The organism is Kitasatospora sp. NPDC048722, assembly GCF_040650235.1.
In the GTDB taxonomy this organism is placed as follows: Bacteria; Actinomycetota; Actinomycetes; order Streptomycetales; family Streptomycetaceae; genus Kitasatospora.
The window spans coordinates 1-17,686 of sequence record NZ_JBEZGX010000074.1 but is presented as its reverse complement, the minus strand read 5'-3'; the positions used below and the strand labels follow the sequence as shown (position 1 = coordinate 17,686).

Annotated in this window: 20 protein-coding genes; 7 read left to right on the top strand and 13 right to left on the bottom strand. The window is 72.5% G+C overall.

Features of this window, described 5'->3' with window-relative positions; all coding sequences use genetic code 11:
• Window positions 1-12: 12 nt before the first annotated feature.
• Window positions 13-1,299 carry a hypothetical protein gene (locus tag AB0C76_RS36005; protein WP_359973812.1) on the bottom strand — a complete coding sequence of 429 codons (1,287 nt, stop codon included), beginning with the start codon at window positions 1,297-1,299 and terminating at the stop codon, window positions 13-15.
• A gap of 254 nt (window positions 1,300-1,553) precedes the next feature.
• Here AB0C76_RS36005 and AB0C76_RS36000 point away from each other — a divergent pair, with 254 nt between their 5' ends.
• Window positions 1,554-2,669, top strand: a complete 1,116-nt coding sequence (locus AB0C76_RS36000) for an N-acetylmuramoyl-L-alanine amidase (protein WP_359973810.1) — start codon at window positions 1,554-1,556, stop codon at window positions 2,667-2,669.
• A 265-nt stretch (window positions 2,670-2,934) separates the two neighbouring features.
• Here the strand turns inward: AB0C76_RS36000 and AB0C76_RS35995 are convergent, their stop codons facing one another.
• The 8 genes from AB0C76_RS35995 to AB0C76_RS35960 all read right to left on the bottom strand — a co-directional run bounded on the left by AB0C76_RS35995 (window position 2,935) and on the right by AB0C76_RS35960 (window position 10,045).
• Window positions 2,935-3,702, bottom strand: a complete 768-nt coding sequence (locus AB0C76_RS35995; RefSeq protein WP_359973809.1) for an alpha-ketoglutarate-dependent dioxygenase AlkB — start codon at window positions 3,700-3,702, stop codon at window positions 2,935-2,937.
• Window positions 3,686-4,915, bottom strand: coding sequence for a hypothetical protein (locus AB0C76_RS35990; protein WP_359973807.1), 1,230 nt, complete (start codon window positions 4,913-4,915; stop codon window positions 3,686-3,688). The genes AB0C76_RS35995 and AB0C76_RS35990 overlap by 17 nt, the downstream gene beginning before the upstream one ends.
• A 140-nt stretch (window positions 4,916-5,055) precedes the next feature.
• Window positions 5,056-5,586: an RICIN domain-containing protein gene (locus AB0C76_RS35985; protein ID WP_359973805.1), complete on the bottom strand. Its 531-nt coding sequence runs from the start codon at window positions 5,584-5,586 to the stop codon at window positions 5,056-5,058.
• A 135-nt stretch (window positions 5,587-5,721) separates the two neighbouring features.
• A complete protein-coding gene (locus AB0C76_RS35980; protein WP_359973803.1) occupies window positions 5,722-6,507 on the bottom strand; it encodes a hypothetical protein in 786 nt (261 codons plus the stop codon).
• A 66-nt stretch (window positions 6,508-6,573) separates the two neighbouring features.
• Complete coding sequence (locus AB0C76_RS35975) at window positions 6,574-7,080, bottom strand: SigE family RNA polymerase sigma factor (RefSeq protein ID WP_359973801.1); 507 nt, start codon at window positions 7,078-7,080, stop codon at window positions 6,574-6,576.
• A gap of 152 nt (window positions 7,081-7,232) precedes the next feature.
• On the bottom strand, window positions 7,233-7,385 hold the full coding sequence (locus AB0C76_RS35970) for a hypothetical protein (protein WP_359973799.1): 153 nt from the start codon (window positions 7,383-7,385) through the stop codon (window positions 7,233-7,235).
• A 54-nt stretch (window positions 7,386-7,439) separates the two neighbouring features.
• Entirely contained in the window at window positions 7,440-8,414 is a 975-nt protein-coding gene (locus tag AB0C76_RS35965) for a GNAT family N-acetyltransferase (RefSeq protein ID WP_359973797.1), read from the bottom strand.
• 191 nt (window positions 8,415-8,605) lie between these two features.
• Window positions 8,606-10,045, bottom strand: a complete 1,440-nt coding sequence (locus tag AB0C76_RS35960; protein WP_359973795.1) for an FAD-dependent oxidoreductase — start codon at window positions 10,043-10,045, stop codon at window positions 8,606-8,608.
• Between the two features lie 72 nt (window positions 10,046-10,117).
• Between AB0C76_RS35960 and AB0C76_RS35955 the strand changes: the two genes are divergently transcribed.
• Window positions 10,118-10,774, top strand: a complete 657-nt coding sequence (locus AB0C76_RS35955) for a TetR/AcrR family transcriptional regulator C-terminal domain-containing protein (protein WP_359973793.1) — start codon at window positions 10,118-10,120, stop codon at window positions 10,772-10,774.
• Between the two features lie 48 nt (window positions 10,775-10,822).
• Here AB0C76_RS35955 and AB0C76_RS35950 read toward each other — a convergent pair whose 3' ends face one another.
• Window positions 10,823-12,079, bottom strand: a complete 1,257-nt coding sequence (locus AB0C76_RS35950) for an alpha/beta hydrolase (RefSeq protein WP_359973791.1) — start codon at window positions 12,077-12,079, stop codon at window positions 10,823-10,825.
• A gap of 129 nt (window positions 12,080-12,208) precedes the next feature.
• Between AB0C76_RS35950 and AB0C76_RS35945 the strand changes: the two genes are divergently transcribed.
• Both AB0C76_RS35945 and AB0C76_RS35940 read left to right on the top strand, forming a co-directional pair.
• On the top strand, window positions 12,209-12,676 hold the full coding sequence (locus AB0C76_RS35945) for a MarR family transcriptional regulator (RefSeq protein ID WP_359973789.1): 468 nt from the start codon (window positions 12,209-12,211) through the stop codon (window positions 12,674-12,676).
• A 51-nt stretch (window positions 12,677-12,727) separates the two neighbouring features.
• Window positions 12,728-13,330 carry a hypothetical protein gene (locus AB0C76_RS35940; RefSeq protein WP_359973787.1) on the top strand — a complete coding sequence of 201 codons (603 nt, stop codon included), beginning with the start codon at window positions 12,728-12,730 and terminating at the stop codon, window positions 13,328-13,330.
• A 31-nt stretch (window positions 13,331-13,361) separates the two neighbouring features.
• Here the strand turns inward: AB0C76_RS35940 and AB0C76_RS35935 are convergent, their stop codons facing one another.
• Together AB0C76_RS35935 and AB0C76_RS35930 are read right to left on the bottom strand one after the other, a co-directional pair.
• Window positions 13,362-14,183, bottom strand: coding sequence for a glycine betaine ABC transporter substrate-binding protein (locus AB0C76_RS35935; RefSeq protein ID WP_359973785.1), 822 nt, complete (start codon window positions 14,181-14,183; stop codon window positions 13,362-13,364).
• 118 nt (window positions 14,184-14,301) lie between these two features.
• Window positions 14,302-15,084 carry a methyltransferase domain-containing protein gene (locus tag AB0C76_RS35930; RefSeq protein ID WP_359973783.1) on the bottom strand — a complete coding sequence of 261 codons (783 nt, stop codon included), beginning with the start codon at window positions 15,082-15,084 and terminating at the stop codon, window positions 14,302-14,304.
• 182 nt (window positions 15,085-15,266) lie between these two features.
• On the opposite strand from AB0C76_RS35930, the gene AB0C76_RS35925 reads away from it, so the two are divergent.
• Both AB0C76_RS35925 and AB0C76_RS35920 read left to right on the top strand, forming a co-directional pair.
• Complete coding sequence (locus tag AB0C76_RS35925; RefSeq protein ID WP_359973781.1) at window positions 15,267-16,052, top strand: DeoR/GlpR family DNA-binding transcription regulator; 786 nt, start codon at window positions 15,267-15,269, stop codon at window positions 16,050-16,052.
• A gap of 19 nt (window positions 16,053-16,071) precedes the next feature.
• Window positions 16,072-16,437: a DUF4406 domain-containing protein gene (locus tag AB0C76_RS35920; protein WP_359973779.1), complete on the top strand. Its 366-nt coding sequence runs from the start codon at window positions 16,072-16,074 to the stop codon at window positions 16,435-16,437.
• Here the strand turns inward: AB0C76_RS35920 and AB0C76_RS35915 are convergent.
• Entirely contained in the window at window positions 16,434-17,015 is a 582-nt protein-coding gene (locus tag AB0C76_RS35915) for a WHG domain-containing protein (protein WP_359973777.1), read from the bottom strand. The two genes, AB0C76_RS35920 and AB0C76_RS35915, sit on opposite strands and share 4 nt — an antisense overlap.
• Window positions 17,016-17,096: 81 nt before the next feature.
• On the opposite strand from AB0C76_RS35915, the gene AB0C76_RS35910 reads away from it, so the two are divergent.
• On the top strand, window positions 17,097-17,591 hold the full coding sequence (locus AB0C76_RS35910; protein WP_359973775.1) for an FBP domain-containing protein: 495 nt from the start codon (window positions 17,097-17,099) through the stop codon (window positions 17,589-17,591).
• Window positions 17,592-17,686 lie beyond the last annotated feature (95 nt).

The window sequence follows — 17,686 nt, the reverse complement described above, 5'->3', positions numbered from 1 at the left end:
CGACAGGTTCGATCACGCGCGCCGTCGGCTGAACCGCACGGCCGCCGCGCCGGCCGCGAGGAAAGCGGCGGAGAGACCGAGGAGGACCCGCGTCTCCGGAGCACCCGTATGGGCCAGCTCGCCGTGGTGGTGTCCGGCGGCGTGCTCCTCGCCCCCTCCGTGGTGGCCGGACACCACCTCGTGCCCGTGCCCGCCGTGGTGGGCCGGCTTGTGCGGCGGCCGCGACCCCGCCTCCTCCGCAACCAACTTGATCTTGTTCAGGTTGTGCGCGGACTGCTGGTTGGTCTGGCTCTGCTGGTTGGAGAGGTTGTTGGCCTGCGAGGCCGACTGGTTGTTGAGGGCCGTGTTCTGAGCGCTGTTCTGCGCGGAGTTGTTCGAGTTGCTGGCGGCGCTGTTGTTGGCACTGTTGTTCAGGTTGTTGGCCACGGTGTTCTGCACGATGACGGTCACGTCGACGTGCTGGTCCTGCCCCTGGTCCTGCTGGGTGTGCTGGTCCTGCTGGGTGTGCTGGTCTTGTGCCTGGTTCTGGCCCTGGTTCTGGCTCTGCTGGCCGTTCTGGCCCTGGCCCTGCTCCGAGCCACCGTGTTCGCCGTGGCCCCCGTGCTCCCCATGCTCGCCGTGCTCGCCGTGCTCGCCGTGCTCGCCGTGCTCGCCGTGTTCGCCGTGTTCGCCGTGCTCCCCGTGGCCCCCGTGCTCCCCGTGCTCCCCGTGCTCGCCGTGTTCGCCGTGCTCCCCGTGCTCCCCGTGCTCGCCGTGCTCGCCGTGCTCGCCGTGCTCGCCATGTTCGCCGGGAACACTGGGAACACCGGGCAGGCAGACGCACTCGCCGGGGCCGTGCCCCGGGATGTGGCCGTGCGACTCGTGGCCGGGTACGTGATCGCAGTGCTCGCCGCCGTCGGCCGAGGCGCCCTCGGGAAGCGCTGATTCCGGCGCCTGCTCCATCGGCCGGCCCTGGTCGATGGGCCCGAGGGCATCGTCCGGCGGCACCGAACCCGGCTCCCGGCCATCGACCGGGAGCCCCTCGAGCTCGGTGCCGCCGTCGGTTCGGTGCGCCGGGCGGGCGGCCTGCGTCGGCTGGAGACCGCCGCGACCGGTGGAGACCCAGTCACCGTCCGGCGAGACGCCGTCCTCCTCGGCGAGCCGCAGAAGGCTGTCGACCCACTCGCCCTGAACCTCCGGCGAGTCAAAGGCCACACTGTGGTCGCTGATGGGCGAGGCATGGGCCACCCCACCGGCGCCCCACACGAGGGCGGCCGACGTCAGGCCCGACAGGACCAGGGTGGTGATTCGAGTTCGCATGGCGCTCCTGGATGATCCGCAAAACGGATCTTCTGAATACGCGCGACTACCACCCGGCTGCGGCGCGCGTCGCCGCGAGTTAACCGGCCCGGCCCAATGAATTAGTGAGTACGGGCGAATGCCGCCCCCCGTGAGCCGTCCCCCCGCCCACGCCGCTGCTCCACAACCACACCCGCATCCCGACCGCACGCCGTGACCACTCGGCCACCTTCGGCGACATGCAGGGTTCGTGGTTTGCGGTGAACATCCCTTCCATGAGGATCTCACTCCCGGCAGCGGCCCTTGCGTGCTGCACCACCACCGCCCTGCTCATCCATCCCGCGGTCGCCGCCGCGGACAACCCGGTTGCGCCTGCGCAGCGCACCTCCGCCGGAGGCGGCTCCGTCACCTCGGTGGCCCTCACTCCCGGCGGAAGAGTCGCACCCCGGGTCACTCGCGCGTTCGAACTCCTCGGCGTGGTCTGGGACGGCTCCCCGAGCGCCCTCGCCGGAGGCTCCGTGCGGGTCCGCACCCGCGACGCCGTCACCGGCCGCTGGAGCGACTGGCACACGCTGGAGGCCGATGCCGTGGACGGCCCCGACGCCACCCCGCACGGTGCCACCGCCCCGCTCTGGGCCGGACGCAGCAACGGCGTCGCGGTCGACGTGCGCCCCGGTCCGGCCGGCCTCCCGCGCGGGCTGCGGGTCGAACTGGTCGACCCCGGCCAGGGAGCGGCCCCCGTCGACGCCCAGACCCTTCCCGAGCGCCCGGCAGGACCCGCCGTCCCCGCCGCGCCGCGCCCCGGCATCGTCACCCGGGCGGGATGGGGCGCGGACGAGTCCATCCGCGAACAGGGCTTCGTGTACACCGGCGCGGTCCGGGTGACCTTCGTCCACCACACCGCGACCGCCACCGACTACGCGTGCGACGACGCCCCGCGGGTGATCCGGTCGATCTACCAGTACCACGTGCAGAGCAACGGCTGGCGGGACATCGGCTACAACTTCCTGGTCGACCGCTGCGGCACCGTCTACGAGGGCCGCGCGGGCGGCGTCGACCAGCCCGTTCTCGGCGCCCACACCCTCGGCTTCAACACCAACTCCTCCGGAATCGCCGCCATCGGCACCTACAGCTCCGACTCTCCCCCGCAGGAGCTGCAGGACGGCCTCGCGAAGATCTCCGCGTGGAAGCTCGGCCTCACCGGCCGGACGGCCGACGGGACTTACCAGCTCACCTCCGGCTCCGACGCCAGCCGCTACCCCAAGGGCACCGTCGTCGACTTCGACGCCGTCTCCGGCCACCGCGACGGCGTCGCCACCGAATGCCCGGGCGACGCCCTCTACGCCAGGCTCCCCGCCATCCGCGGCACGGCGGCCGGCCTCCAGGGGTAGCTCCGTCGCCCCGACCGCCGCGTCGGTGTCACGTCCGACATCGCCGGAGACCGCGCCAGGGTCCGCCCCGCAACGAACGGCTCCTGGCACAAGAGCGGAATGAACTGTGGCTGCCAGTCGTCCCGCCCCTCGGTCAGACCGGCCCACGGCCTCGGCCCCGAGGCCTGGCGAGCGTTCATCACCGGCATCCAGGCCGGCGGCTTCCCCGCCGCTCCCTGAACTCCGAGGCCGCCCCGCGAGAATCGCGGGGCGGCCTCCCCCGAGCTCACAGGGGCGGGATCAGATCGCTCTCGCTGATGGTGTACGTCAGCGCGGGGTAGACGAAGTCCGTCTCCTGGTTCTCACGGCGCCGTAGCCGGTAGAACTCGCGCTGCTGCTCGTCGTCGGCTGCCAAGAGGCGCACGCCCTGCGGAAGGTACGCATGTCCGTCGCGGAACCGGACCAAGGTCTTCGACGTTCGGAAGGTCACTCCCAGCCATTGGTTGTCCACCGCCTCGCCGGGCGCATCCAGGACGATCTTGTGCCTGAGCCGCCGATTCGCGTCGACGGAGAACACGACGACGCTGTTGTGGGCGAGGGGGATCTCGAACTCCTCGCCACCGCCCTTGGATTCGAGGATCAGCTTCCTCTGCGAACCCACCTCGGGATGCTGGTAGCAGGAGAAGACGGCGATGGACGAGTCCTCGGCCAGATCGAGGGCCTGGTCGCAATGGCCGCCCATCTTCCGGTAGGCGCTCGTGTAGTGCTCGATGAGAGCGTTGTTGAAGCCGACCGGAAGCCCCGCCCGTTCCCGAATCCGTTGCGCCAGCCGCTCGTGCACCGCCCGGAAGCGCTGCGCCGGGCTGCCGTACCGGGTGGTCGTCCGCACGAGAGGTACACCCCCCGTCTCGTCGACCCTGGCAAGAACCGCTCCTCGCCGGCCTCTTCCCAGGTCTTCCCAACGAGCCGACGCGGACAGGTCCGCGAAGAGGTTCCCCTCGGTCGACAGGGCGAACGTGAGGACCTCGTCCGAGATCCTAGATTCGGGGAGCAAGGTAGTCCCCCGTGTTCATGCTGAAGCGGAACCGGTCGCCGTAGTCGATGAAGGACGAGGTCCTGTTCTCCTCCGCGTACAGCCTGCGCAGCTCGTCCATGCCCTCCGGCGTGGCCGGCCCGAGCTTCACGAGGTCCCCCGCCACCTTGAGGAACGTGTCCCCGTTCTTGTGAACGGCTTCGGCGCTCGAACAGCGCACGACGTATCCCAGCCGGGTCGGGAGCAGCTCGGCACCCAAGGCCGAGGGCCGGATCTCATGCGTGTACAGGCGATTGGTGGACAGCGGCATGAAGAACACGGAGCCGGGATGGAGGGTCACCGTGAACTGCGGGGGAAGCGCGACCCCGTCGCGATCTTCAGCCGGCCCCTTCAGACGGAAGTGAAGCCTGGTCAGCCCGCTGACACCCTTCACCCCGTAGTCGAAGGCGTCCTCGGCCAGGGGCTGCAGGTTGTCGAGCCCGTCGTAGAAGGTGCAGAAGGCCATGATGCCGTTGGCGGGCATGTCCTTGGTCTTGTCCGCATGGGACGAGATCCTGGCCTTGGACTGCTTGCGCTCGGCCGTGGCGAGGGTGTTGTGGTAGATCTGGGCGAGGACGTGGTTGAGCGGCGCCTGGTCCCGGAAGACGGTGGCGGCCTCGCGGTTCAGCGCCTCGACGATGCGCGTGTCGGTCGGGCCGAAACCCTCGGTCGGCCCCGAGAGGTTCGTGGAGCACCGGAGCAGGCGGAAATGCAGGTCGTCGCCGTCCCGTGTGACGGGCGTCAGGTAGATTCCGCTGCGATGGGCCGATCCGGGTTTGGTGGACTCCGTCAGGGACTGGAACTCGTGCTCCGCGCTGATCCGCCCGAACTGATCCCCGTCGAGTTCGAAGAAGCGGCGGTAGTACACGCCGACGCCGTGGACACGGACGGGAACCCGCCCGAGGCCGACGAGCACCCATGGTTCGTCGACGTCCTCGCGGTAACCGTGTGACAGCTCCCGGACGACGAAGACCCGCGCAGCCGGAGACAGTTGGTGTTCACTGATCCCGGATATGTCACCACACAGGTAGACGGTCCTCTGTGCGAGGTCGGGCGATCCGGAAGCAAGCTCCTCCGGTGTGATCACGGACCCGAAGAAGTCCCGAACCGCGTCGTCATCGTGCAACGTCGAAGGAGCAACCAGGATGTTGCCCGCATCCTCGATGCACGCCTCCGTTGGCCCCGTTGTGTACATCAGCGGTACCTGCCACCTGCAGATCTCGGCGAATGGATCAAATGGATCTCGATGCTCTCACGGGGCCTCGACGCCGGGCAACGGGAATGGCCCCCGGCCCGGTGGTGGCCGGGCCGGGGGCTGGGAAGGGACGGGGTGGGTCAGCCGACCGGGCTGAGGGTCCAGCGCTGGTTGGCGTGGTAGTCCGAGTACCACTGGATCACCGGGGTGCCGTCGGCCCGGTTCGCGCCGTAGACGTCGAGGATCAGACCGCTGTTCCAGTTGGGGATGGCGATGGTGTTGCTCCCGACGATGTTGATCTGACCCCAGCGCTGGTTGTCGCCCTGGTTGCAGGTCCACTGGTCGATGGCCGTGCCCGCGTTGCGGCTCCAGGCCGGCACCTCAAGGCACTTGCCGCTGTGGACGTTGAACGCGTAGCCGTTGGTGATGTTCCACTGCTGGCTGTCGTCACCGTTGCAGGCCGCCTCGACGACGGGCGCGCCGTCGTCGGTGCGGTCGTCCGCGACGGTCAGGCACTTGCCGCTGAAGTCGGCCTGGATCTGCACGGTCGAGTCGGCCGCCAGCGGAGTGAACTTCGGCCAGGGGTTGTTCGCTGCCGAGGCCGGGGCGGCGGTGAGCAGGCCGACGCCCAGGCCGAGGGCGAGGACGGCGGCAGCGGAGCGGATGGACATGGTTCCCCCTATGGATCCATACGTAACTGGTGTGGAGTGAGCGGCGTTTGGGTCCCCCCTGCCTCTCACTTCCACAGACGTGTGGGCTCCACGGAGGTTGCAGGTCGTCAGAAACCCTTTTTGGGGATTCGGTTGTCAGCCCACGGCGCTCAGGATCGGCGCCCAGGTCGCACCGGTGAGTGCCGCCACCGCCTGCTGCTCGGTGAGCGGGGGTTCGGCGCGGGTCGACAGGTCGCCGCCGGTGCTGTTCCACTGCACCAACTGGAGCTGCGCGCCGGTGGACTTCAGGGTCACCGTCACCGTCCAGCGGCGGGCGGTGTCGGCACCCGCCGGGTGCTTCGCCGCGGTCCGCTCCGACATCACCAGGGCCCCGCCGGGGATCTCGGCGCTGCTCGGCAGTTCGCGCAGCGTGCAGGTGTCCCCCGCGGCGCGGGCGGGCGTCCGCTCGCAGCTCAGCCCGTCGCCGTCCTTGAGGGGCAGCTTGAGCCGTACGGCCGAGACGCCGACCACGGCGGCGCCGTGACCGTCGTCGAGGACCAGTTCTCCGTTCGCGACGTACCCGCTGGACGGGTCCGAGGGGTTGTTGCTCTGTCCGGTCACCTGGCTGTACCGGCCCCCGGGGAACATCGCCTCCAACGCGTCGGTCATCTGGGTGCCGGTGATCGCGGAGCGGGGCATCGCCAGCGCCACCGACTCCATGTCGGATCCCGCGGAGTGCGTCCTGGCGAGCACGCCGGGGAGCACCGCGCCGGCTGCGGCGATCACGGCGCAGGCGCCCACCCCGGCGACGATGCCGGCACTGCGCCGGCGCCGACGGCTCCGTCCACGTTCGACGGCTCCGCTCAGGAGCGCGGCGAGGTCGGGCTCGACGGAGTCGGTCGTGCGGTCCAGGGCATGGGCGAGGTCGGTTTCGAACGGCATGCTGGCGTCACCTTTTCGGTCGCTGATGGAGGGTTTGCGCTGGTCCTGGCCTGCGTGCACCCGCGCTCAGTGCGGCACCAGGTCGGACAGGCTGTCGCCGAGCAGTGCCCGAACCCTGCCGAGTGCCCGCGTGCCCTGGGAGCGGACCGCGCTGCTGCTCAGCTTGAGCATGTGGGCGGTCTCCTCGATGCTGCGGTCCTCCCAGTAGCGCAGCAGCAGCACCGCCCGGTCGCGGGGCGGCAGCCGGCCGAGCGCGTCCAGCAGGGTGAGCCGCAGCGCGGTGTCCGGGCCGGCCTCGGCGCTGTCGGGCAGGCTCCCCGTGGGGCGCTCGGCGCTGCTCCGCCGTCGCCGCAGGCTGAGGAAGGTGCGGACCAGGACCGTCTGGGCGTACGCCGCCGGTTCGTCCGCGCGCGCCACCCGCTTCCAGTGCACGTACACCCGGCCGAGGGTCTCCTGGACCAGGTCCTCGGCCAGGTGTGCGTCCCCGGCCGCGAGGACGTACGCCGAGCGGTACAGCGCCCTCGCCCTCGCGGCCACGAACTCCAGGTACTCGTCCTCCTGTGCTGATTTCACTCGGTCCCCGCCTGTTCCCTTGTTCCGTGTTCCCCGTGCACACCCCTCCTGACTACGCGGCGCGCCGGAATGTCGCGGGCGGGTCCCCTCTTTCTTTCCCCGCGGCCGCGGCTCGGTGCTGCGGCGGCGTCGGGTACAGGCGGGCCGGCGGGTTAAAAACCTCGGACGGCCTGCAGCCAGGGCCGCAGGCTCGCCCCCTCGGGCTCGACCCGCGCGCGCAGCCGCCAGGCGTCCAGGAAGGTCAGCGAGGCCACGGCCTCGGCGACGGCCCAGCCCGCGGTCATCCGCAGGGCGTGCCGGTGCACGCGCGGGCCGGACGAGGAAGGTGCCCCAACTCCCGTACTGACAAACGGAGTTCGTCACAGAGAGGGCGGCAGACCCCCGGGCAGGTGGTGGGCGTAGCTCAGTCGGCTGTCGGCCCAGGCGACGCGGGCGTCGATCAGGCGGGTGAGCTTGTGGCCGGCCGGGGTGAAGCCGCGCCCGCGCCAGAAGGAATCGCTCACCGGGTTCGCGGACGACCAGCCGGCGGAGACGTTCGCGAAGCCGCAGCGGGCGGCCCAGTCGGACACTCCGGCCAGGAGAGCCGTGCCCAGGCCCCTGGACCGGGCGGACGCCGCGACCGAGGCGATGCCGATCACCGCCGTGGAACGGTGCCGCCGGTCCGGTTCCGCCTGCATCATGCCGACGACCCGCCCGTGCTCCTCGGCGACGAGCAGCAGTTGCCGGTCGTCGCCGAGGGCGGCCTGGAAGCCGTCCCGGACGGCCGGGACGTCGAGGAGTGCCGGTCGGAGGATCGGCGAGGTGGCGTGGAACTGCTGGAGCTCAACGGTGAGTTCGAGGAGTCTGCGGAGGTCCGCCGGCCCGGCCTCGCGCAGCCGGACGTCCTGTTCGGTGGACACGACGGCGGGCCGCAGGCCCTTGATCTGGTCGATGCCGAAGCCGAGTTCGAACAGGGCCGTGGTGACCTCCCCGTCGACGGCCGAGACCGCGATCGTGTGCTCGAACCGTCCCACGGCGGCGAGTCGACCGGCCAGGGCCGCGTAGAGCCGGCGGTAGGCCTCGCGCTTCCGGCCGTCGACGGCGGCGTGTTGCTGGAGCCGGACCGACGCCTGCCGGGGTCCGGGGACGCCGTCGACCGAGGCTGCCAGGAATCCGACGAGCTCGCCGCCGTCGACGGCGGCCACGGCGGGGCCCGTGCCCTGCCACGCCGCCACGAGACGACGGGCCGCGGCCGGGTCGGCGAGGTCCAGCCCGCCGTCCGGATGGCCCTCGGCGAGCAGCGCCGCCGCCGGCTCCACGAACCGCCCCTCGAACGGGACGACGTTCAGGCCCATCCGCTCCCCCTCGGCCGTCGTACGGTCGTCACGTCCCTGCCATCCTCTCACCCGCTGCCGTCGCCGACCGGCGGCCGAGCCACCACGAGCCGAGGACCACGGGCAGCGCGGCCTCCGGCGCGCAGAGCGGCGGCCACCGCGTCGCCGTGGCCGCGAGGCACGCGTCGACGGCGTGCCGGGGCCTCCGTGGGTCAAGCGCCGCGCACGCCGTGGCGGGCCGCGTACCCGGGCAGGCCCTCCGGCGTCGTGCCCGCCCAGCCGACGTAGCCGTCCGGGCGGATGAGGAACACGCCCGTGCCGTACGCCTCGTAGGGCGGGATGCGGACGACGGGGACGCCGAGGTCGGGCAGGTCGGCGTCGGTGCCGACGGCGAGCAGGGTCCAGTGGGGGCCGCGGAAGGCGTCGAAGAGGCGGACGCCACCGCGGCGACCGTCCGGGGCGCGGTCGCCGGCCCGCAGGACGTCCTCCGGGAGGCCGGTGCGGGTGTCCTCCGAGAGCGTCGACTCCCGGTATCCGAGGCCGAGCTGCTGGGTCTCTCGGCCCCGGCGGACCTCGCCGCGGTGCACGCGCGTGGAGAGGTCGAGCATCTTCGCCGCGTTGGCGCGGCGCTCCTCCTCGTAGGTGTCGAGCAGCGCCGCCGGGGCGGCGCCGGAGAGCACGGCGGCCAGCTTCCAGCCGAGGTTGTACGCGTCCTGGATGCTGGTGTTCAGGCCCTGCGCGCCGGCCGGCGAGTGCACGTGCGCGGAGTCGCCGGCGAGGAACACGCGCCCGTCGCGGAACCGGTCCGCGAGTCCCGTCCGGGGCCGGAACTCGGATGCCCAGCTCACGCCGACGACATGACCGGCCGTCAGGTGCGAGCGCGCAGCAACGATCCTGCGGATCCCGTCCGGCGTCGCATCCACGACCGTCCCCTCCGGGAACCTCGCGACGAGCTGGAAGTCGTCCGTCCCGGCGAGCGGGCAGAGCGCCAACAGGCCCTCGTCGGAGGGGAAGACGTGCCAGTGGTCGCGGCCCAGGGCGCCCTCGGCGAGGCTGACGTCCGCGACCAGCATCGTCGCCGGGTCGATGTCCTCCCCCGCCATGCCGATGCCGAGCAGCCGGCGGACGGTCGAGCGCCCGCCGTCGGCCGCGACGGCCCACCGGGACCGGACCGGGCCGCCCGACGCGAACGCGGCCGTCACACCGTCCGCGTCCTGCACGAGGCCGACCAGCTCGCGTCCGAAGGCGACGCCGCCGCCCAGCTCGCGCAGCCGCCCGTGCAGGACGCGCTGCGTGCGCCACTGCGGCAGCATCAGCGTCTCCGTGTACGGCTCGGCCTCGGACGGCTCGGTCGGGTCGTACATGCGGCGCTCGCCCTGCGGCTCGCCGTCCTTCCAGAACAGGTTCGCCGGGTAGTGCCCGGCCACCGCGCGGACCTCGGCCAGCACACCGAGGTCGTCCAGCACCTCCAGCGTTCGCGGCTGGAGCCCCTTGCCGCGCGAGCCGGGGAACAGCACCGGGGCGCGCTCGACGAGCAGCGCCCGGACGCCGCGCCGGGCGAGGTCGAGGGCGAGCGCGAGGCCGGTGGGGCCGGCGCCGACGATCAGGACGTCCACGGATTCGGGCAGCGCGGATTCGGGCAGCGCGGACACCGACCACTCTCCTTAACGTTGTTAAACAGCGGGTGTCCGCAGCCTGCCCTTAACGGCGTTAAACTGTCAACCGTGACGCCGCAGAGAACCCCGGGAACCCCGAAGCTCGACCGGAAGCTGGTCGCCGACACCGCACTGAGACTCCTCGACGAGGTGGGCCTCGACGGCCTCACGCTCCGCGCGATCGCCGCCGAACTCGGCGTCAAGGCACCGGCCTTGTACTGGCACTTCAAGGACAAGCAGGCGCTGCTCGACGAGATGGCGACCGAGATGATGCGCCGCATGTCGGCCGGGTCCGCGTGGCCGGCCGGAGGCGACTGGCGCGACGCGTACCGCGTGACGATGCGCGCCCTGCGCGCCGAACTGCTGCGCCACCGCGACGGCGCCAAGGTCTACAGCGGCGCCCGCTTCACCGACACCTCGTACGCGCCCGGCCTGGACGCCGCCCTGCGCCTGCTGGTCGACGCCGGCTTCGCCCCGGCTGCCGCCGCCCGCGCGTGGTACACCGCGTACAGCTACACGATCGGCTACGTGGTCGAGGAACAGGCCATGGGCGCCGACCCGTTCGCCGGCGGCGAGGCGTACGACGTCGACGCGCGCGCCGAACGCCTCGCCGGCCACCCGCTCGCGGCGGAGGCGGGCCGGGTGATGTTCCGGGACTTCGACGAGGGCTTCGAGCTGGGGCTGACCGCCGTCCTCGCCGGGGTCGAGGCGACGCTGCTCACCTGAGCGGCGCCGCCGCCCCCGGCTCCGACCCCGGCCGCCCCCGGCCGCCGCTCAGCCGCGCCGGACCGCGTCGAGGTGCGCCGGCGCGGCGCCGAGCCACCACGTCGGGTCGGCGCTGCCGTCGACGGTGCTGCCGTCACGACGGACGTAGTGCCGCACGTCCCGGCCGGGCGTCGCGAACTCGCCCGCCAGCGCCCGCTCCAGCCACTCGGCGCCGAACCGGAAGACCTCGGCCGCCACGCCGCCGAGCGGGTGGAACTCGTCCTCGTAGACCCGCAGTTCCTTCGGCGCCCGGACCTTCTCGAAGCTCTCCAGCGCCTGCCCGAGGTCGGTCAGCTCGTCGAACTCGCCGATGCCGTACAGCACCGGGCAGGTGATCCTGGCCACCAGGTCGCCGAGGGGCAGCCGGCGGACGAGGTCACGGTCGAAGGCCTCCTCGTCGGTGTACCCGGCCATGTACATGTAGTTGTTCTTGAAGGTCGGCTGGGCGCGCTCGAAGATGGTCGCGAAGTCGCCCGTGACGGCCTCGAACGCGGCGAGCGCGGCCAGCCGGCCGTCGGTGGCGGCGGCGCGCGAGCCCCAGTAGCCGCTCATCGAGATGCCGAACATGCCGATCCGCGCCGCGTCGACCTCCGGCAGCGCGGCCAGGTGGTCGAGGTAACGGCCGATCGCACGCTCGTAGTTGGTGAGGTCGACGGTGAGCCCGCCGGCCCGCGTCTCGCCCTGGCCGGGGCCCTCGATGGACAGTGCGACGATCCCGCGCGAGGTGTAGTAGCGCTCGGCCGCCCAGATGTAGTCCTCCTTGATCATGTCCATCCCCGGACCGAGGATGACGGCCGGCGCGTTCTCGACCGGCCCGGCGGGCAGGTGGAGCAGCGCGTGGATCGCCCCGCCCTCGAAGTCGAGGACGACGCGCCGCACCCGGCCGTCGCGCAGGGCACCCAGGCGCTCGACGCAGTGGTCGGCGCGCGTGCGCATCGCGGCCTTGCGCGGATCGGTCGCATCGAAGATCGAGTACTGGGCGCGGCCCCACATCACCGCGGCCCGCCCGTAGAGGTCGGCGGCGGTCCGGGCGAAGCCGCCGCGCTCGTGGTGCGCGGCACGCTCCTCCGCCTGGGCGGCGACCGTCGCCCAGGCCTTGGGCAGCATCGCACCGCTCCTGACCAGAGCGAAGACCTTCGCGAAGTCGGTGTGGTCGTGGCCGAGCTGCTCCATGGTGCCGACGGCCTCGGGGTGCAGCGCGTCGAAGCCGCCCTGGGCGAGCGCGGCGTCGAGGGCCCAGCTCTGGCCGGTGGAACGGGTGGTCATGGCGGCCTCCTTCGCCGGATCCCGGGGATCCCCGGATCCGATTGGCTAAGTACTTGGTGATTAAGTACTTAGTCATTAAGTACTTAAGCTAGGCTCCTGTCAAGCCACCCCCGCCGAGGAGACCCGCACATGACCGACCGGCACACGACCGGGCCCGCCCCCGAGCGCGCCGACGCCCTCGACCGCCTCGCCAGGGCCGCCTACCGCCTCAGCGCCGCCGACGCCCGCCTGCGCGGCCGCGCCACCCGCACCCCCGGCGCCCTCTCCCTCACCCACGCCCGCGCCCTGCGCACCCTCGCCGACCAGGGCCCGCTGACGATCAGCGGACTCGCGGCCGGCACCGAGACCACCGGCGCCGCCGCCACGCAACTGGTCAACGGCCTGGTCGCGGCCGGTTACGTGACCCGCACCCGGCCGCCCGGGGACAAGCGCTCCGTCGTGGTCGCCCTCACCGACACCGGCCGCGAGCGCCACCGTCAGCGCCAGCAGGCGCTCACCGACGCCCTGCACGCCGACCTGTCCGACTACGACGCGGACGCCCTCGACCGCGCCGCCGAGGTGCTCCAGCGGCTGTCGGCCGTCTACGACCGGCTGTGACGGCCGCCCCGACGACCCGACTGTCGGCGGGGTGCGCCAGGATGTGCGGCCATGGAGATCGACGAACTGTTGCAGAACCTGGCCGACGAGTACGTCCAGGGCGAGCCCACCGAGTTCCACCGCATCGGTGACCTGAAGGTGGTCGAGGGCGTGGTGTTCAGCTGCCCGGCGCCGCCCGAGTGGAGCGCGTGCGGTGACGTCCCGCCGGGCTCGCACCCCGTGTACGCCGGCGTGCGGCGGTTCCGGGACCACGAGACCGGCCGGGAGTCGAGCACGGTGGAGATGGTGTTCGTCCCGCTGGCCGGCCCCGAGGAGATCGCCGGGGCGGAGTTCGAGGACGCCGTCGAGGACTGGCAGCCGCTCGGGCCGGACCTCGGCTTCCTGTGGGACTCGACCGCCATGGACGCGTTCCGGGGCGGCGGCGCGCTGCCGGACGCCTTCGAGAACATCACGGCGTTCGTGGAACACGTCGAGGCCGAGCTCGACGCCGCCGATGCGGCCGGCCGCGTCCCGGCGTGGGTCGACGTCGTGGTCAACGAGGAGACGGGCGCCAACGTCCTGGCGTTCCGCGTCGGCGACGAGTCCGCCCTCTGCCTCGAAGGCCGGGACGACGAGGGCAACCTGGTCGGCCTGCTGTTCTCCGGCACCATGTGACGGAGGCCGGGGACCGCTCCGCCCGGCGCCGTCAGTGCGCCGGGCCGGAGCGGACCGGCAGCAGTCCCGGCCGGGCGGCGAGGTAGCGGTCGGCCGCGGCCAGCGGTGTCAGGCCGTCGGCGTTGATCAGGACGTCGAGCTCCTCGACGCCGTCGTTGCCCAGGTGGAGCGCCTCCAGCCGCGCCAGCGCGTCCGGGTGGATCAGGTCGAGGGCCGCGCGCCGGACCACCGGGCTCGCGGCGTCGACGGTGCCCAGGAGGCCCTTGGGCTCCACGAGGGCCCGCAACCGGTGGCGGCGGTTCAGGTACTGGGGCCGCCAGAGCGGGATGACGAACCACTCCCCGGCGGCCAGGCCGCGCTCCACCCTGGCGAGGAACTCGGGCTCGGTGCCGGGGGCGAACGCGTAACCGGCGCGGTCCAGTTCGTACTCCACCACCATCCGCGCGGAGAACCGGCTGATCCCGGCACCCGGGTTGATGCCGTCGACGAGCCCGGTCATCCGCGCGGCCACCTCCGGCCGGGCGAGGTCGGCGACCTCCGCGACCGCGTCGGCCGGGACGTACGGCGGCACGGCCCACACGCAGTACGGCTCGTAGTGCGGCGCGAGCACCCGCACCTCGTCGCGGTGGCCCGCGAGGTAGGTCTCGTGGCTGGACGGCAGCCAGGCCGAGACCAGGACGTCCACCTCGCCGAGCGCCTGGCGGTGGAACAGCTCCTCGTGCGGCGCCTCGACGGACGTCACCGGGTGGCCGTACGCCTCCAGGACGCGGCGCACGACAGCGGCGGCACCGCGGTGGAACGACAGCGCGATGGCACCGACGGTGAGCGGGGACGGCGACGGCTGACGTGGCATGCGGACTCCTTCGCTGGGCGGACCGCCGGGGTGACGGCACGTCGGCGAAGGTAGGGGAGGGACAGTGGTTACCCGCAAGGACCACTGCTACCCGTTGGATAGCAGTGGCCGCCGACCACTACTGGGCCCGGATCAGGACCAGCGAGCCCTCCAGCGCCGCCTGCTGCCGGAGGTGGCCGTACCGCTCGTCCCACGCGCCCGAGGCCAGGTCCCGCTCCAGCCGGTCGGTGTACTCCCGGGCCAGCTCCGCCGGAACGAAGCTCCACGCCGAGCACGACTGCCGGGCGGCCGGGTCCAGCAGCATCTCGGGGCGCGCGTAGTAGGCCTCGTTGAAGCCGTCGACGCAGTCGGCCGGGATGGGCACCACGGTGACCTCGGCCCCGCCGCCCAGGGCCTCGGTGATGTCGGCGACGGACGGGTAGCGTCGCGCCTCAGTGTCCAGCACCAGCGGCGCGTAGTCGTACAGCCAGAAGTCCCGCACGAGGTCCGGGTCGCAGGTCAGGACGACCACCGGGCCGCGCGTGACCCGGCGCAGCTCGCGCAGGCCGGCCTTCACGTCGCTCCACTGGTGCACGCTGAACGTCGTCATCGCGCCGTCGAACGCGTCGTCCGGGAAGGGCAGGTCCTCCGCCACCGTGTCGACCGCCTCGGGCAGGTGCGCGGGCCGCTGCGCGCGCATCGACGCAGACGGCTCGACCGGCGTCACGTCGAAGGCCTCCGACTCGTACGAACCGGCCCCGGCGCCGACGTTGACCACCGTACGGGCACCGCCCAGGGCCTGCTCGATCAGCGCGGCGATCCTCGGTTCGGGGCGCCGGTAGGCGGCGTACGAGCCGCCGATCGCGCCGTAGTCCGCGTCGCCCGCGCTGCCGTCCGCCGTCCGTCCGGTCCGCTGCATCATGGGGGTCCCCTTCAGCCAGTGCAGCACGGCCCGGCGTGCTCGCCGGGCTCCTCCGCAGGCCGGCGCCTCCCCTGCCGGTCCTGCCTGCCGCCGGTGTGATCGTAAGCCCTTCCCCGAGGGCGAGGTCCGCTTTTCTCACAACTCCGTGTTCGTTCGCACATCCTGATGATAGAAATGGTCGCATGGGAGTCGCCAACCGTCTCGACCTGACCCTGCGCCTGGTCCAGGGCTCCGGCCGGGCGTCCGTCGTCGAACTCGCCCGACGGCTGGGCGTTTCGGAGATGACCGTGCGCCGGGACCTCGACGCGCTGGAGGCCCGGGGACTGGTCCGCCGGGTGCGCGGCGGGGCCGTGCCCACCCGGACCCGGGAGGAGGAGGCCGGATTCACCGCCCGCGAGCCGTGGCAGTCGGCCACCAAGGACCGGCTCGGCGCGGCCGTCGCGGAGCTGGTGGAACCGGGCTCGCGGGTGCTGCTCGACGCCGGGACGACGACCGTCCACGTCGCCGCGCACCTGGCCGCCCGGGCGCCGCTGACCGTCGCCGTGCTCAGCCTCCAGACGGCCGCCCGGCTCGCCGACCGGCCCGGGATCGACCTCCTCGTGGTCGGCGGCCGCTCCCGCCCCGGCGAGCGCTCGTTCACCGGACCTCTCGCGCTGCGCACGCTGGAGTCCCTCGCGTTCGACTGCTTCGTGATGTCGATCGGCGGCGTGCACGCCGAACACGGCTGGTCGGAGTTCTCGCTCGACGACGCGGCCGTCAAGCGGGCCGGCCTCGCCCAGTCCGCCCGCACGGTGGCCGTGGCGGACGCGACCAAGCTGGGCGTGCGCGCGTTCAGCCGGGTCGCGCCGCTCGGCGCCGCGCACACCTTCGTCACCGACCGCGCCGCGGCCGACCCCGCCACCCACCCCGGCGGTCCCCGCACGCTCGACGCCCTGCGCGAAGCGGGCGTCGGGACCGTCCTCGCCTGAAGACCCGACAGGAGCCCCGATGGCAGCACCACTGATGATCCTCGTCGCCGGACCGTACCGCTCCGGCACCGGGGACGACCCCGCCAGGCTCGACGCGAACGTGCGCGCCATGAACGAGGTCGCACTGACCCTCTTCCGGGCCGGCCACCTCGCCGTCACCGGCGAGGCCCTCGCCCTGCCGCTCCTGGAGACCGCCGGCGGCGCCCGGCCGGGCACGCCGCTGTTCGACGAGATCTTCCACCCCGTCGCCGAGCTCCTGCTGAGCCGCTGCGACGCCGTCCTGCGCATCGGCGGCCCGTCCGACGGCGCGGACCGAATGGTCGCCCGGGCCCGCGCCGAGGGGAAGCCCGTCTTCACCGACCTCGCCGAGATCCCGGCCCCTTAGCCCTCCGGCGGGCTCTTGGGCCAGTTGCGCAGGAGCGTGTCGAGGGCGTCGAGGATCCGCGCCCAGGTGTCCTCGGTGTCGCGCGGCGTGTGCGCGAAGCTGCCGCCCGTCTCCAGCGTGACGTAGCCGTGGAAGGTGCTGCCCAGGAGCCGGACGGCGTCCGTCTCGTCCGGCTCCACGAAGTCGTAGCCGCGCAGGATCGCGCGCGTCATCTGCGAGTGGCGGACGGCGGCGCTGGCGCGCGCGGTCTCCGGGTCCAGCTGGAGCCGGGCGGCGGCGTAGCGGCCGGGGTGCTCGCGGGCGTAGTCGCGGTAGGCGTCGGCGAAGGCGGTCAGCGCGTCCTTGCCGGCCCGCCCGGCGAGGGCGGCGGACACCCGGTCGGCGAGCTCCTCCAGGGCGAGCAGGGCGATCCTCGTCTTGAGGTCCTGCGAGTTCCTGACGTGCGAGTAGAGGCTCGCGTCCTTGACGCCGAAGCGCCGCGCGAGCGCCGAGACGGTCACCTTGTCGAAGCCGACCTCGTCGGCGAGTTCCGCCCCCGCCCTGGTGAGGCGTTCGGCGGTCAGTCCTACGCGCGCCATGCGGTTCCCCTCTGCTTCCCACGGTCTCCTGGACCAATAATACATTTGCCTAATGCTCCTAGGTAATTTACGTTGGCCCCTATGAAGCCGCTGACCGAACGAGACATCCGTGCCGCCTTCGTCAACACCACCAAGGGCGAGGCCTCGCGCCTGAACGTCCCGCGAGACCTCGCCGAACAACCCTGGGAGGACCTGGACTTCCTCGGCTGGCGAGATCCCCAGGCCCCCGACCGCTCCTACCTCGTCGCCGAGCTCCCCGGCTTCGGCGACCGCCCGGTGGCCGTCGCACTGCGCTCGTCCTCCGGAGCCTCCTGGCAGGCCCGGCGCAGCATCTGCTCGCTGTGCGTGACCACCCACACCGGCGGCGTCTCGCTGCTGGTCGCCCCGCGCGCCGGCAAGGCGGGCAAGCAGGGCAACTCGGTGGGCGCGTACATGTGCAGCGACCTCGCGTGCTCGCTCTACGTGCGCGGCAAGCGGGACGTCGGCACCAAGCTGCACGAGTCCCTCACCGTGGAGGAGAAGATCCAGCGCACGGTGGCGAACCTGGCCGCCTTCGTCGCCAAGGTCACCGCGTGACCACGGGTGGCGGCCCGCTGTGGGGCGTCACCCTGTGCTGGCTCCTCTCCCCCGCCTCCGCACCGTCCCGGCGCCGGCCGTCACCCGACGGCCGG

Excerpts from the sequence above, each read along its gene's own strand:
- AB0C76_RS36005 (WP_359973812.1), bottom strand. The coding sequence starts at position 1,299 with ATGCGAACTCGAATCACCACCCTGGTCCTGTCGGGCCTGACGTCGGCC.
- AB0C76_RS36000 (WP_359973810.1), top strand. The coding sequence starts at position 1,554 with ATGAGGATCTCACTCCCGGCAGCGGCCCTTGCGTGCTGCACCACCACC.
- AB0C76_RS35990 (WP_359973807.1), bottom strand. The coding sequence starts at position 4,915 with ATGTACACAACGGGGCCAACGGAGGCGTGCATCGAGGATGCGGGCAAC.
- AB0C76_RS35985 (WP_359973805.1), bottom strand. The coding sequence starts at position 5,586 with ATGTCCATCCGCTCCGCTGCCGCCGTCCTCGCCCTCGGCCTGGGCGTC.
- AB0C76_RS35980 (WP_359973803.1), bottom strand. The coding sequence starts at position 6,507 with ATGCCGTTCGAAACCGACCTCGCCCATGCCCTGGACCGCACGACCGAC.
- AB0C76_RS35965 (WP_359973797.1), bottom strand. The coding sequence starts at position 8,414 with ATGGGCCTGAACGTCGTCCCGTTCGAGGGGCGGTTCGTGGAGCCGGCG.
- AB0C76_RS35950 (WP_359973791.1), bottom strand. The coding sequence starts at position 12,079 with ATGACCACCCGTTCCACCGGCCAGAGCTGGGCCCTCGACGCCGCGCTC.
- AB0C76_RS35945 (WP_359973789.1), top strand. The coding sequence starts at position 12,209 with ATGACCGACCGGCACACGACCGGGCCCGCCCCCGAGCGCGCCGACGCC.
- AB0C76_RS35940 (WP_359973787.1), top strand. The coding sequence starts at position 12,728 with ATGGAGATCGACGAACTGTTGCAGAACCTGGCCGACGAGTACGTCCAG.
- AB0C76_RS35935 (WP_359973785.1), bottom strand. The coding sequence starts at position 14,183 with ATGCCACGTCAGCCGTCGCCGTCCCCGCTCACCGTCGGTGCCATCGCG.
- AB0C76_RS35930 (WP_359973783.1), bottom strand. The coding sequence starts at position 15,084 with ATGATGCAGCGGACCGGACGGACGGCGGACGGCAGCGCGGGCGACGCG.
- AB0C76_RS35925 (WP_359973781.1), top strand. The coding sequence starts at position 15,267 with ATGGGAGTCGCCAACCGTCTCGACCTGACCCTGCGCCTGGTCCAGGGC.
- AB0C76_RS35920 (WP_359973779.1), top strand. The coding sequence starts at position 16,072 with ATGGCAGCACCACTGATGATCCTCGTCGCCGGACCGTACCGCTCCGGC.
- AB0C76_RS35915 (WP_359973777.1), bottom strand. The coding sequence starts at position 17,015 with ATGGCGCGCGTAGGACTGACCGCCGAACGCCTCACCAGGGCGGGGGCG.
- AB0C76_RS35910 (WP_359973775.1), top strand. The coding sequence starts at position 17,097 with ATGAAGCCGCTGACCGAACGAGACATCCGTGCCGCCTTCGTCAACACC.